Origin of the sequence: Bradyrhizobium sp. CB1717, from assembly GCF_029714325.1 — a bacterium.
Lineage (GTDB): Bacteria > Pseudomonadota > Alphaproteobacteria > Rhizobiales > Xanthobacteraceae > Bradyrhizobium.
On record NZ_CP121666.1, the window covers coordinates 7,491,610 to 7,504,090 of the forward strand.

The window sequence follows — 12,481 nt, forward strand, 5'->3', positions numbered from 1 at the left end:
TTACCGCTCCAGAAGGCATCTATCGAGGTGCGGGCGGCATTGGCTCGAATCTTGGCAATGCTTCGATACGCTCGAGCCATCGAACGATGTTCGGGTAAGGCTGCAGCGCCACGCCACCTTCCGGTGCGGCGCGCGTGTAACTGTAGCATGCGACGTCAGCAACTGTCGGCACGTCGGTGGCGACGAACTCTCTCTGTGCCAGATGCTCGTTCATCACCTTGAAGAGCCGATCCGCGATCTCGCTTGACCGCTCACGATCGATCGATCGTCCGAACACGGCGCCGAGGCGAGCGGTTGCTGGTCCGAAGGCGAGGGGGCCGGCAGCGACGGAGAGCCATCGCTGAACCTGCGCGAGTTCAACGGCCTCCACAGGAAGCCAGGTCCTGGACGCGTCGTAGCGAGTGGCGAGATAGACAAGAATCGCATTCGAGTCAGCGATGATGATGCCATTGTCGTCGATGACTGGAATCTCGCCGAATGCGTTCATCGCCAGAAACGTCGGCGTCTTGCGATCAGGTGGCGGCGTAGCGGCAAACTCGAACGGCAAATCGAGAAGCCTGAGAAACAACTCCACACGATGGCTGTGACCCGACAACTTGCCACCGTAGAGCCGAATTTGCTGGTTCATCGAACTCTTCTCCTGTTTTGGCTTCCTAGTAGTTCTGATCGGATTAGCCGGGAATGCCGCCGCCCGGCAACATATTGTTGCAAAAATCGCAATGATGGTGCGCGTCTATCTTGGCGCACATTTTTTCACCTTTTTCCGCCAGCGTGCTCGGCGAATTGGGCGATCGCTGGTGCCTGCAGCATGCCTTCGTCGGCTCTGCCTCGGAGATTTAAACCGTGGAGAGTTCGCGTCATCTGAAGCCGTGATCATGATCATCGGAATTTCGAATGCGTCACCTGATGAAAAAGTTGCAACCGGTATTGCGCGTTTTCACGTGGCAGATCTGATCGAGGGATGGAGCGATGGTGAGCTCCGGAAGTTGCTGGACCTCACTCATGAAGTGCTGGTTGAGACGCTGCACGTGCCGGCCCGTGACCGCTATCAGGTCGTGCATCTTCATCCGCGGTCTTGCGTAGCTGCGTTCGACACTGGTCTTGGTTTCGAGCGTACCGAGAAGCTGGTCATTCTGCAGTTGGCCAGCCGCCCACGGGAGAGAAGGTAACCCGGCTCTGTGTCCGGACCCTGGCCTCCTCGCGCAGGCTCGCCTCGGGCTGGTCCCTTCCCTCCATGCGTCTCGTTACCTTCGACGACTTCACAGGTAGTATGGACCAGTCCGACTCCCGACCTCAGCTCGAACAACGGCTCTGGCAGTGCCTTGCCGCTGTCCCCCGCTGGAGACCAATCCAGCGGACCCGGTCGGGCCTCTCATGTTCCGATGATTACCGTGCGTGATGCGGCCATCGACCCGACGGAGCGGCATCGTCTCGCGTATCGACGATGCTCATGCAGCCTTCGTGCTTAGGGAACGATCAATGATCTAAAAACGATCGTCTTCCAGATCGGCTGCTCATATCGTCAAAAGCTGGAGGCCGCTTTGGCCGAAATGGGCATTGCAGTGGCCCAGCCTCTCGAGTTCGGATCTCTCGATGCGATCGTCAGTTGCGTCTCCGCCGGCGTTGGCGTCACTCTGCTGCCAAGGGGCGTCATTGCTCCCGCTCTTAAGAACGGCCAAGTTGCCGTGCATAAGCTTCCCCCTTCCCGCGCAATGGTAGAAACGGTGTTCGTCCGTCGTCATGACGCCTATGTGTCGAGCGCCATGAAGGCTTTGTTCGACCTGCTCGGATCTAAGCCGGAATCGAAGCGGGCCGCTATGATAGTCGGTGCCCTTCAAAATAGTTCACCAAGCCGGTACCCGGCGCACAGTTGACGTACTCGAAAGCCTGATCTTGCGCTGGCAATACGAAGACTTCGTGCCAGGTTCGCAGCTGGTTTTTCTTGCCGAATCTGCGGTATCTGGCCATCGCTGCACAGAAAATGGCTCCATGCGAAGGATGATGTTCAGCCCGCTCTTCCATGTGGTTGAGCGACAGGAAATATCCGAGCGCATGGGTCTCAAGCTCGGGTGCGCCGGCTGCATCGCAAGTTTGTTGGAAGCGTGACGAGCAGCAGCCAGTCGCCTCGGGGCTTTCGCGCAGAAACTCCATTCCTTGCTCAAGAGGCGCACGCAGGTCACGCATGTAGTCCTCGGTTTGCTCTGGATCACAGCGTCCCCAAAACGCGCCAGAGCGTATGACTGCGAGATTCTGTGGAGCGGCAATACGCCAGCGATGAAACCTTGTCTAACGTCGAGTTGCGGGTTGAAGCTCATTGAGCGCCGACGCCAGCGGATCGACTGCAGCTAGAGGAATGCGGTCACGCATTGCACCGTAATATCCACAATACGGCGTAGGATAGAGCGCAACGTCCTTGGAACGACTGAGGCCAACCTGATAGTCTTCCCAATACAGCGTCTCGAGGCGCTCGATCGGAATCGTCAAACTTTCTTGAAAGTAGCCGGTGCGCTCCGAATTTCTCGCTGGATTGTTCCACCAATTCGCAACGTGAGCATCATCAAGCCAGCTACCCCGACGCATCTATTCGACCCAATAGGTCGCTACCACATGCGTGTAGAGGCCGTTCTGGTCAACAAACCAGGCGTGATCGACCACGTCCGGTCCGCTGGGCAGGTGGATTGCCTCCGACAGCCAAGGAATAAAGCCAGAATTGTGGACTGTCTCCGCGTCTGTGCCCTGAACGCCGTGAAATGCCACACACAATGAACCGAATTTGCGCGGAAAACCGACGGACCAACGTTGCACTACAGGCTCGCCCCCCCTTGGTTTGCGTAGCGGGTTGATCCGGTCCAAAGCCCGAAAATTCATATGACGCTCCGTCGTGGGTCTGCGCTTTAAGATGTCCATGCTTAGGATGCGATCTGCCCTTCGAGAAACGCCCCGCTGCTACGAGCAGCGGGGTCGCAGAACATCTAGCGACAAGTCTAGGGAGAAACGCATTGCAGGAACGACAATGGTGGGCGCGTCATCGGAACTTCCAGGCCGACAGTGTATCACAGCGATAGCTAGGTTCAGACGAGTATTCGCGCAAAGAGCACTTGGATCAGGCGGCCTACGTTTCTCACGCAAGCTGCCGCTCCGCCGTAGGTTCTGCCTCGCGCTCGCCTGACGCCGCGGCTGGCGCAGCCTTCGGCAGGCAAAACACATTGACAATCGCCGTCAAAACCGAGACCGCTATTGGATAGATTAAACCCGAATAGATGTTGCCCGTGTAGCTGACAAGCGAGAGGCTGATTAGCGGGACGAAGCCGCCAAATATGCCCGTCCCGATGTGATAGGGAAGAGACAGGGAAGTATACCGCAACCGCGCCGGAAAAAGCTCGACGAGGAAAGCGGCGTTCGGCCCATAGACCAGTGCGACGAAGATGAGCTGGGCCAAGATGAGGGCCGTCACTGCAACATAGTTTTGAACCGCTGTCGCCGCTGCCATTCCCATGTAGATCGGCACATACAGAGCAGCCGCGAGCAGTAGTCCCGTTACGATTAGAGGCCGACGCCCGATGCGATCAGAAAGGGCGCCACTTACCACGATCAAAGGCGTTCCGATGGCCAGCGCCACAGCGACACAAATGTTCGCCGTGAGAAAGTCCACCTTCAGAACGCTCTGTAGAAAATACAGCGCGTAGAATTGCCCCGTGTACCATACGCAACCAAGTCCGGCCGTTGCACCGAATAGGGCATACAAGGCATATCGCAGTCCCTGCCCACTGCCGAAGCTTTCTCGCACGGGCGCACGTGAGACTTTTCCGGCTTGACGCATCTGCTCGAAGACGGGCGACTCACTAAGCTTCAGGCGGAGATAGATCGAGAGCAAGACGAGAACGGCCGACAACAGGAACGGAATGCGCCATCCCCACGCGCGAAATGCCTCTTCGCCGAGGGACAAGCGACACGCAAGCACGACGAGGATGGCTACAAAGAAACCGACGGTCGCGGTGGTTTGTATGAAACTTGTGAAGAAGCCGCGACGGTTCTCCGGAGCATGTTCCGCCACGTAAACGGCGGCGCCGCCGTACTCTCCACCAATGGCCAACCCTTGGACCAGGCGCAGCAGCACAAGCGCGACGGGAGCTGCAAATCCGATGCTTGAGTATGTCGGCAGAAATCCGACCATGGTGGTCGAAATGCCCATCAGGATCAGGGTGAGCAGGAACGTGTGTTTCCGTCCTAGCCGGTCGCCGAGACTGCCAAAGACGATAGCGCCAAAGGGACGAATAACGAATCCAGTAGCAAAGGTCGCAACGCTGATCAGGACCGCCGCGGTCGGATCATTGGCCGGATAAAAGAGTGTCGAAAAAAATACGGCGAGGCTGCCGTACAGATAAAAATCGTACCACTCGATAATCGTACCTGCACTTGAGGCAAGTACGATGTCCATATTCCCGGAGCCCGGGCATCCAATCTCGGTTCGCTCATCAACATCTCTCTTTCGATCTCTAGGGCACGCGTTCTCTCAATCGCGGGCGCCGTGGCGCACGCGCTCGTTTTCGCCCGGCAATATATAGAAGGTGAGGGAAGTCGCTCAGGCCGCGATCGAACTCCGCGCAGCAGCGTAGCGCGAAAGGCAGGCGCTCGCTTCCGCCGAAATGCGCTTCACGAGGTCGCCGGCAGTTGGGATGTCGTTAATGAGGCCGATGCCCTCTCCGATAGTGACGTTGGCCGTGTCGTAGTCGCCCGACGTCCAGGCTTGCTCGACACGTTGCAACTCCGCTTCCTGGAGAGTGCGCAGCTCATCTTCGCGACCGTGCCACTTCTCGATAAAGCCGTTTTTCATCAGACGGCCGGTATATTCGGTAGGCCAAGCCTTCTTGCGAACGACATCGTAGACACGAGTGCGGATTGTTTCATCGCCCGAGGCGGTGACCACTTTTTCCTTAGCATTGCGGTGGATCACAGATTCCTGCGCGGCCCAGAAACGCGTTCCCATCAATACACCGTCGGCGCCGAGCATGAGCGCCGCGGCGAGGCCGCGGCCGTCCGCAATGCCTCCGGCGGCAAGCAAGAGAACCCGGGGCGCTCGCCGTGAGATCAGATCAGCAGCCGCCGGAACGAACGGCATCGTGGAGCGTGCCGTCAGCCCGTGCCCGCCCGCCTCGGTGCCTTGCGCGACTATGACGTCGGCACCTACGTCGATTGCCCGCTTGACGTGTTCGAGGGTGTGCACCTGGCAGATCAGCGGAATGCCCGCCTGCTTCACTTTCGGCGCATAAGGCGCGGGATCGGAGAACGACAACATGAGTGCTCTGCTATGCCGTTGCAGAGCAAGGTCGAGCAGACCCGGATCGCTCGCTAGCGCCCAACTGATGAAACCACAACCGACGTCGGGGCGGCTAACCTTGGCGGATTGCTCTTCGAACCAAGCCCTGTTTGCGTACCCCCCACCGAGCAAGCCTAGCGCCCCGGCTGCGGACACAGCCGACGCGAGTTCACCACCGGAGGCTGGATCCATCGGCGCGAGCACGATCGGATGCTCAAGTCCGAAGAATTCGGTCAGTCTCGTCTTGATAGCCATAGTCCCTCCCCTCAGGCGATCTGCCCTTCGATGCGGGAAGGCTAGATTGACCATTGACAACGGAAAAGTGATTATTTTTGATCGATACCATCATTATTGCAGATGACCCCATGGATAGCACCGACCTCAATTTCTTTGCCGCCGTGGCGATGGCTGGTGGAATCGGCCGGGCTGCGAACGATCTCCACACAGTGCAGTCCAATGTCACACAACGAATTCGGGCTCTGGAGGCTCAGCTTGGCGTCCAGCTCTTTCACCGGTCCAAGAAGGGGGTGACGCTCACCTCAATGGGAAACAGGCTGCTTCCCTATGCCAAGCGGATCAGCGAACTCTTGGCGGAAGCGCAGCGCGCGGTAAAGGACGAGGCCTCTCCCAGTGGCGAATTGCGGATCGGGTCGATGGAAACGACGGCGGCCTTGCGCTTGCCGCCCTTGCTGACGCATTACGCAATTGCCTATCCGGATGTCGACGTTCAGATCGAAACGGGACCAACGGCAAGTCTTGTGGACGCCGTATTGTCGCGGAAGCTCGATGGCGCCTTTGTCTCCGCGCCGGTGACGCATGGCGAATTGGCCAGCAAGCCGATCGTGGAAGAGGAGCTGGTCCTTGTCACGCCGCCGATGGTTACGTCCCCCGAGCAGATCAACAAGTTTCTCGCAACCGGAAGCGGCCGCAAAGTGATTGTTTTCCGTGCGGGTTGCTCCTATCGGCAACGCTTGTCGGAATATCTCGCCCACCGCGGTTTCGTGGACCTGCGCTGGATGGAAATGGGAACGCTCGACGGCATCATCGGCTGTGTCGCAGCTTCGGTCGGCCTTTCGTTGGTCCCGCACGTGGTTGCTGAGCCCGCGGCACTGCAGGGCCTGATTCGAATTCATCCGCTGCCGAATGGAACGGGCAGAGCCACCACACTGTTCGTCCATCGCAAAGATGCATTCGTTTCGTCCGCATTGCGAGCATTGATCGAATGCGCGGGATCGATCTCGTCTGCTGACATGCCTGCGACCACCGCGGTGGTGAATGCCGCTAGTCCGCCTCGAAAGATGATCTCGCGGTCTTCACAGCGGTCGTGATGAATCGATGGACCTCCTGAACGCGACGGGTTTCATGCGTGTCAGGATGCGACGTCAACCAGTAGTTCCGAACAAAACGCACGTCAGGCAGCAGGCGCTTCAACTCCGGATAGCGTCCGGCAGCGTAGTCGTGCAGGATGCCGACACCGTGGCCGCTCCGAACCGCCTCCATCTGAGCGACAACGCTGCCACATTCGTAGCGCCGGGACATGAGCCGGCCCAGCACTGACGCATAGTCCAGCGCACGGCTGTAAACGAAATCCTCGACATGCGTGACAAACAGGCGGCCGGCAAGGTCGGCTTGATCGCGTATGGGCCCCTCGCGCGCGAGGTAACTCGCTGCCGCATAGACGCTGAGGGTGTAGTCGGTCAGCTTTGACAACATCAGACGGCCCTGCTTCGGCCGATCCAGCGTGATCGCGATGTCTGCCTCGCGCCGCGACAGGGAGAAAGTTCGCGGCAGCGGCACGAGCTGGACGATGAGGCCTGGATTTCTCGCCGCAAGCGAGCCAAGCTGATCGGCCAAGAAGTAGTTGCCGAGCCCGTCGGGTGCCCCCACTCGTACAGTGCCAGTGATTGCCTCGGTCGAGCCTCCGATGCTTGAGCCAACCTTGAGAAACTCGCTCTCTGCGCGCTCCGCGGCAGCGAGCAGGGCCTCGCCTGCCGCCGTCAACGTGCAGCCGGAAGTATGACGTTCGAGCAGCTTGGCGTTCAGGCTGCGCTCCAATGCCGTGAGCTGGCGTGCCACCGTGGCATGATTCAAGCGCAGATGTTTCGACGCCTTCAGAATCTGCCCCGCCCGCGCGACCTCAAGGAATATCCGAACCCGCTCCCAATCCATTGACTACACTTTCTGCACAACGGAGCCGCAAAACCGGCCGTTGATAAGCGTTTTTATGCGATCATATCGGGTGCGATCAAGCTTCATTGGAGGAGAGGAGCCCCATGACCGCGACTATTCCGAATTTTATCGACGGCGAGCTGGTACCGAGCCGGAGCGCTCGCACATCGCCCGTCTACAATCCAGCGACCGGCGAGCAATCGGGAACGCTCGGATTGGCAACGACACAGGAGGTCCAATCGGCGGTTGCGGCAGCGAGGAAGGCGTTTCCCGCCTGGGCCAATACTACTCCTCTCCGCCGCGCGCGCATCCTCAACCGTTTCCTGCGGATCCTCGAAGATCGGATCGACGAGCTCGCCGCGGTGATCACGGCGGAGCATGGGAAGGTGCTCTCGGACGCCAAGGGCGAAATCCAGCGCGGCATGGAAGTGGTAGAGTTCGCGACCGCTGCACCGCAGCTTCTCAAGGGAGAGATCACAGAGAACGTCGGCACCCGGGTCGACAGCCACTCGCTGCGTCAGCCGCTTGGCGTCGTGGCCGGAATCACGCCGTTCAACTTCCCGGCCATGGTGCCCATGTGGATGTTCCCGGTTGCCCTCGCCTCCGGCAACACGTTCGTCCTGAAGCCGTCCGAGCGGGACCCATCCGCCTCGCTCACGCTCGCGCGGTGGCTCAAAGAAGCCGGATTGCCCGACGGCGTCTTCAACGTCGTGCATGGTGACAAGGAGGCCGTCGATGCCATCTTGACCGACCCGGACATCGTCGCTGTCAGCTTCGTCGGCTCGACCCCGATAGCCCGCTACATCTATGAGACCGCCACGCGCCATGGCAAGCGATGCCAGGCGCTCGGAGGTGCCAAGAACCACATGATCGTCATGCCCGATGCGGACATGGATCAGGCGGTCGACGCGTTGATGGGCGCGGCTTACGGCTCCGCCGGCGAACGCTGCATGGCGATCTCGGTGGCGGTCCCGATTGGAGAAACCACGGCGGACCGGTTGATCGAGAAGCTGGCGCCCAAGGTTCGGGCTCTCAATATCGGCCCGGGCACCGATCCAGAAGCGGAAATGGGTCCGCTGGTGACGAAGCAGCATCTCGACAAGGTCCACAGCTACATCAACGCTGGCGTCGAAGAAGGTGCCAAGCTTATCGTCGATGGACGGGACTTCCGTCGGCAGGGCTACGAGAAAGGCTATTTCCTCGGCGGTACACTGTTCGATCGCGTAACCACCGACATGAAGATCTACCGCGAGGAGATCTTCGGTCCGGTGCTCGCGGTGGCACGCGCCAAATCGTACGATGAAGCCGCCGACATGATCAACAAGCATGAGTTCGGCAATGGTACCGCCATCTTCACGAGGGATGGCGATGCGGCCCGGGAATTCGCCCATCAGATCCAGGTCGGCATGATCGGCATCAATGTGCCGATACCCGTGCCGATGGCGTTCCACTCCTTCGGCGGCTGGAAGGCGTCCCTGTTCGGCGATCACCACATGCACGGACCCGAGGGCGTTCGGTTCTATACCAAGCTGAAGACGATCACCACACGGTGGCCGACCGGCATCCGCGCCGGCGCCGAGTTCGTGATGCCGACGATGAGCTGATGCGCATCAGCAGAGGGGCGTGGACGCTCCACGACCCTCTGCATCGGACGATTGTGCACTTGGCGCGGTTCGCAGTTAAGGGCGGCTATTCTTCACCACTTTTAAGGAACTCGCCGAAGACGTGCTCATCCATCGCTTCGAAAGTGGATCAGTTCGCAACCAGGCGTTCAAATTCGCTGGCTGGCGGCTCCGGCATCTCGCGGCGCTTAGACTGTCCCGACCGGTCCACCAGCTCTTGTCCTTCCACCTCGACGAAGACCGCCGGATCCCGCTGCGACCTGTCGACTGTGAGTGAGAACACGTCGAACCGGTTGTAGTAGCCAACAACGTCATGAAATTGCTTCGGCTCGACACAACGAGCGACGTCGATGTCGGCATAAGCGATGCCTTCGCTCTCGGAAAGCACCTCGCTAATGACCTGTCCGGCTGGATCGAGGATCATCGAGACGGCATGAGGCGTCCCTTCGATCAGATCGAGCATCGCCGGATTTGCCTGGGCGAGTGCGTCCCTCATTCCGACGTCGACGCAGGCTGACGAAACGATGTTAAAGCACTTCGCTTCGAATGAGTGGGCGCCAGCCCGTATTTCGATTGCTTTGCGCAGGTCATACCCCCCCTTCTGTTGAGATGGACGGGTGGGCCAGATCGGCGGGTAGGTCGAGATGTGCACCTGTTCGCCCTGAGCCATCAGCGAATAGCGGGCCAGCGGATTTGTGTTTTCGCCACATATCAGCATGCCCACGCGGCCTACCTTCGTCTGGACCACCCGCAAGCCTCGTGCGTCTCCGGCTGCCCAGACCAGCTTCTCATAAAATGTTGGCACGAGCTTGCGGTGATGATTGAGGATCGATCCGTCTTCGCCGACCAGGAGATTGGAATTCCAGATGCAGCCCAGGCTAGCGACGGTCCCTTCAGTGAAGCCGACCGAGACCACGACACCGTGGCGCTTGGCGGCCATTCTGATCCTCGTCAGTTCAGGGCTATCGAGCAAAAGCGCCTGCGCCGATAAGGCTCCGAAGAAATCGTGGGACATGATGGGCGCCTGTAGTGCTGCCCAGACCGGAAAACCCGGAATGAAAGACTCGGGAAAGGCGACCAGAGAGGCGCCGTTGCGCGCCGCCTCCGCGATGAGATCACACGCCTTTTCAGCAGTCTTGGCGGCATCGAGAAAGACTGAAGACGTGTGGCATGCGGCGGCCTTGAAGCGCGGCAAAGTGGAAACCATTTGAGACTACCTCCCGGTGTTGGCCAATAGAGGTTAGTCCCTCACGGGATGCGCGCGAATGCGAAAATCTGCACGGCTTGTTGCACGTCTTCAAAGCACCGAGATCGGGACACGATAGATGGCGTTGCGCCGTCCCGCTTCTGGCTGAAGTTCACCCGATCGGGATCTGGCTCGCGACAACAACCCGGTGCAGCCCTCCCTAACGGACCAGTTCCACACGAACTTGGTCCACGACCAGCCAGCTATGCGCTCCAGACGACATTCCTGCCAAGAGGCCCCCTCATCAGAGCTAAACTCGACTATATCCAGATCCGCATCCCCCCAAGCCCATCCCCACACCTGCACCAGGTCGCCGCGGCGCAGCTGGCTGTCTGGTTTCGGCCAGACGATGATCGACTGGGGTGCAATTCCCCAGACTGGTCGGGTGGACCCGTCAGGCTCGGGATCGTTGTACCATTTGGTCGTGAAAACACCGGGTGCTCGTTCCGAACGAAGCTCGATCTTGCGCAGCCACTTGACGCTGTTCGTGCCGTAATACCCCGGAACGACAAGGCGCAGCGGATATCCATGCTCTGGGAGCAGGTCGGCGCCGTTCATCTGGTAAGCCACCAGAACATCGCTGGCCGCCCTCGAGAGCGGCAGGTCTTTTAAATAGTGACCGCACTCGATGCCGCCGAACTCGCCAGAATCCGCGCCGTGCGACCAGACGAAGCGTGCTGTCCGTTCAACTCCGACCATTTCCAATAGGTGGTCCAGACGAAACCCTGCCCATGATACGTTGCAGACTCGCCTTGTCGGCTTGTCGGGCGCTAGCGGACTTCCTGCGCATTGATGCACCGAAACGATTTCACGCCTTGGAAAGTTCTTGAGCTCGCGAAGTGTTAGAACGACGGGCCTCTCCACCAACCCGCCGACTTCCAGCTTCCAATCCTCGGCGGCGGGGACCTCCAGAACGCCGAGATGGCACAGGACGATGCAGGCCTCGACCGGCGTGATACGGTCCGTCAGGTCATGAGGCTCGGATGGAATTCGGCCAAAAAACCCGCGACTCCTGTATGTGAATTTGTCAGACATCACAGCGCTCCTTGGCAGCCGCAAAACTTGATCTCAGGGAAGCGCTTGACCAAAAATCCGCAGGACCGCTTGCGCGAACTCGATCAATCGAATTCGTTCAAGAAAGCCTTATCAGCCTTGAATATCTCATTAAGGAAACGCAGCAATGTGCGAACCCGTCCCATGTATTCGATATCTTCATGCACCGAGACAAACAATGACCTCGTGACGACGACGTCCTTCATGATGCGAACAAGGCGAGGGTCCTTCTTCGCCGAAAAGAACGGCAATAGGCCGATACCGCGCCCCGCCCCGATTGCATTCTGCTGAGCAGCCATACTTGTCGAGCGGAACACAACGTTCTCCGGGACCAGCACATCATGCAGCCACTGCACCGGCTGAATCGCCACGAGGTCGTCCACGTAGTCAATGAAGTCATGGCCCTTTAGTTCTTCCATCGAACCGGGGGCGCCCCTGTTTACGATGTATTTCGATGACGCGAATAATCCGAGCTTAAACTCTCCAGCTTTCTTGACCGATAGCTTAGGACCCGCCAGCGGTACGAAACTGACGCAGACGTCCGCCTCACGCTTCGTGAGGTTGATCAGATGCCGCTCGGTAACCAGCTCAACGAGAACACCTGGATGTTTCTCGTTGAACTGCACCAGTTTCTCGGCGAGGTAGAAGGCGGCAATACCTTCCATGCTCGTGAGCCGGACCCGGCCGGTGGGCTCAGTTGGCGCTGAACGGAAATCCTCTGAAACCACCAATGCGGCAGCTTCGATCTTCTCGGCGGCCTGGTAGAGCTTGTGGCCGTCCTCAGTCAGGACGAAACCATCCGGTTTTCTGTCGAATATCTTGATCGCAAGATCTCTTTCGAGCTCCGATATCCGCCGACTGACGGTCGTATGATCGACCTTGAGGCGCCGAGCGGCTGGCATCAATCGGCCCTGCCTTGCGAGCTCTAGAAAAAATTTTAGATCGTTCCAGTCGAACATTCGCTCCGCTCTGCCCCTCGAAGACTCCAGCGAATTTCGCACTAGTCTCAAGAGATTGCCAGCATCCCCAGGACGCATATGAACCATTAGCCGTAGCAGCGGGCCTGCAGGGAGA

The 12,481-nt window shown here is 59.0% G+C and carries 11 protein-coding genes and 1 pseudogene; 4 read left to right on the forward strand and 8 right to left on the reverse strand.

The genetic code is table 11. The features are described 5' to 3' along the window. Positions 1-19: 19 nt before the first annotated feature. On the reverse strand, positions 20-628 hold the full coding sequence (locus tag QA649_RS35070) for a glutathione S-transferase (protein ID WP_100233515.1): 609 nt from the start codon (positions 626-628) through the stop codon (positions 20-22). 91 nt (positions 629-719) lie between these two features. Between QA649_RS35070 and QA649_RS35075 the strand changes: the two genes are divergently transcribed. Both QA649_RS35075 and QA649_RS35080 read left to right on the forward strand, forming a co-directional pair. Continuing rightward, complete coding sequence (locus QA649_RS35075; protein WP_283021222.1) at positions 720-1,169, forward strand: hypothetical protein; 450 nt, start codon at positions 720-722, stop codon at positions 1,167-1,169. A 372-nt stretch (positions 1,170-1,541) separates the two neighbouring features. Beyond that, positions 1,542-1,874: a LysR substrate-binding domain-containing protein gene (locus tag QA649_RS35080; RefSeq protein WP_245452365.1), complete on the forward strand. Its 333-nt coding sequence runs from the start codon at positions 1,542-1,544 to the stop codon at positions 1,872-1,874. Here the strand turns inward: QA649_RS35080 and QA649_RS35085 are convergent. The 3 genes and pseudogenes from QA649_RS35085 to QA649_RS35095 form a co-directional block, all read right to left on the reverse strand. Further along, positions 1,816-2,580 (reverse strand): annotated as a pseudogene (locus QA649_RS35085) (phenylacetaldoxime dehydratase family protein). The gene QA649_RS35080 and the pseudogene QA649_RS35085 overlap by 59 nt on opposite strands. A 541-nt stretch (positions 2,581-3,121) precedes the next feature. After that, on the reverse strand, positions 3,122-4,438 hold the full coding sequence (locus QA649_RS35090; protein ID WP_283021223.1) for an MFS transporter: 1,317 nt from the start codon (positions 4,436-4,438) through the stop codon (positions 3,122-3,124). 144 nt (positions 4,439-4,582) lie between these two features. Then, the gene (locus QA649_RS35095; RefSeq protein WP_283021224.1) at positions 4,583-5,572 is read right to left on the reverse strand and encodes a nitronate monooxygenase; all 990 of its coding nucleotides are present in this window, start codon (positions 5,570-5,572) and stop codon (positions 4,583-4,585) included. A gap of 77 nt (positions 5,573-5,649) precedes the next feature. Here QA649_RS35095 and QA649_RS35100 point away from each other — a divergent pair, with 77 nt between their 5' ends. After that, complete coding sequence (locus QA649_RS35100; protein WP_283021225.1) at positions 5,650-6,645, forward strand: LysR family transcriptional regulator; 996 nt, start codon at positions 5,650-5,652, stop codon at positions 6,643-6,645. Here QA649_RS35100 and QA649_RS35105 read toward each other — a convergent pair. Continuing rightward, positions 6,599-7,486: a LysR family transcriptional regulator gene (locus tag QA649_RS35105; protein ID WP_100233511.1), complete on the reverse strand. Its 888-nt coding sequence runs from the start codon at positions 7,484-7,486 to the stop codon at positions 6,599-6,601. The two genes, QA649_RS35100 and QA649_RS35105, sit on opposite strands and share 47 nt — an antisense overlap. Positions 7,487-7,590: 104 nt before the next feature. On the opposite strand from QA649_RS35105, the gene QA649_RS35110 reads away from it, so the two are divergent. Beyond that, complete coding sequence (locus QA649_RS35110; RefSeq protein ID WP_100233510.1) at positions 7,591-9,090, forward strand: CoA-acylating methylmalonate-semialdehyde dehydrogenase; 1,500 nt, start codon at positions 7,591-7,593, stop codon at positions 9,088-9,090. 148 nt (positions 9,091-9,238) lie between these two features. Here the strand turns inward: QA649_RS35110 and QA649_RS35115 are convergent, their stop codons facing one another. The 3 genes from QA649_RS35115 to QA649_RS35125 form a co-directional block, all read right to left on the reverse strand. Next, positions 9,239-10,315, reverse strand: a complete 1,077-nt coding sequence (locus QA649_RS35115) for a carbon-nitrogen hydrolase family protein (protein WP_283021226.1) — start codon at positions 10,313-10,315, stop codon at positions 9,239-9,241. Between the two features lie 90 nt (positions 10,316-10,405). Beyond that, complete coding sequence (locus tag QA649_RS35120) at positions 10,406-11,389, reverse strand: molybdopterin-dependent oxidoreductase (RefSeq protein WP_100233508.1); 984 nt, start codon at positions 11,387-11,389, stop codon at positions 10,406-10,408. Between the two features lie 83 nt (positions 11,390-11,472). Next, positions 11,473-12,366 carry a LysR family transcriptional regulator gene (locus tag QA649_RS35125; protein WP_100233507.1) on the reverse strand — a complete coding sequence of 298 codons (894 nt, stop codon included), beginning with the start codon at positions 12,364-12,366 and terminating at the stop codon, positions 11,473-11,475. Positions 12,367-12,481: the final 115 nt, after the last annotated feature.

Excerpts from the sequence above, each read along its gene's own strand:
- QA649_RS35070 (WP_100233515.1), bottom strand. The coding sequence starts at position 628 with ATGAACCAGCAAATTCGGCTCTACGGTGGCAAGTTGTCGGGTCACAGC.
- QA649_RS35075 (WP_283021222.1), top strand. The coding sequence starts at position 720 with ATGATGGTGCGCGTCTATCTTGGCGCACATTTTTTCACCTTTTTCCGC.
- QA649_RS35090 (WP_283021223.1), bottom strand. The coding sequence starts at position 4,438 with ATGGACATCGTACTTGCCTCAAGTGCAGGTACGATTATCGAGTGGTAC.
- QA649_RS35095 (WP_283021224.1), bottom strand. The coding sequence starts at position 5,572 with ATGGCTATCAAGACGAGACTGACCGAATTCTTCGGACTTGAGCATCCG.
- QA649_RS35105 (WP_100233511.1), bottom strand. The coding sequence starts at position 7,486 with ATGGATTGGGAGCGGGTTCGGATATTCCTTGAGGTCGCGCGGGCGGGG.
- QA649_RS35110 (WP_100233510.1), top strand. The coding sequence starts at position 7,591 with ATGACCGCGACTATTCCGAATTTTATCGACGGCGAGCTGGTACCGAGC.
- QA649_RS35115 (WP_283021226.1), bottom strand. The coding sequence starts at position 10,315 with ATGGTTTCCACTTTGCCGCGCTTCAAGGCCGCCGCATGCCACACGTCT.
- QA649_RS35120 (WP_100233508.1), bottom strand. The coding sequence starts at position 11,389 with ATGTCTGACAAATTCACATACAGGAGTCGCGGGTTTTTTGGCCGAATT.
- QA649_RS35125 (WP_100233507.1), bottom strand. The coding sequence starts at position 12,366 with ATGTTCGACTGGAACGATCTAAAATTTTTTCTAGAGCTCGCAAGGCAG.